This is a genomic window from Stenotrophomonas sp. SrG, assembly GCF_050031795.1.
Classification (GTDB): domain Bacteria; phylum Pseudomonadota; class Gammaproteobacteria; order Xanthomonadales; family Xanthomonadaceae; genus Stenotrophomonas; species Stenotrophomonas rhizophila_A.
This window is the reverse complement of record NZ_JBNBBE010001611.1, coordinates 1-232: the sequence shown is the minus strand read 5'-3', so window position 1 is coordinate 232 and position 232 is coordinate 1. Positions and strand designations below refer to the sequence as shown.

The window sequence follows — 232 nt, the reverse complement described above, 5'->3', positions numbered from 1 at the left end:
CAGGCCGAGCTGTTCGATGAGGGACTTGTAACGAACGGCGTCTTTCTTCTTCTGGTTGTCCAGCAGGCTGCGGCGGCTTTTGACCATCTGCTGCAGACCGCGACGGCTGTGGTGATCCTTCTTGTGGGTCTTGAAGTGGCCGGTCATCAGTTCGATGCGGGCGGTGAGCAGGGCAACCTTGACTTCCGGGGAGCCGGTATCGGCCGAGCTGCGCTTGTTGTCTTCAATGACA

At 59.1% G+C, this 232-nt stretch carries 1 protein-coding gene; it reads right to left on the bottom strand.

Features of this window, described 5'->3' with window-relative positions; all coding sequences use genetic code 11:
* Window positions 1–232, bottom strand: a 232-nt coding sequence (gene rpsO, locus ACQG3P_RS24810) for a 30S ribosomal protein S15 (protein ID WP_426806530.1), incomplete at both ends; no start/stop codon positions are given.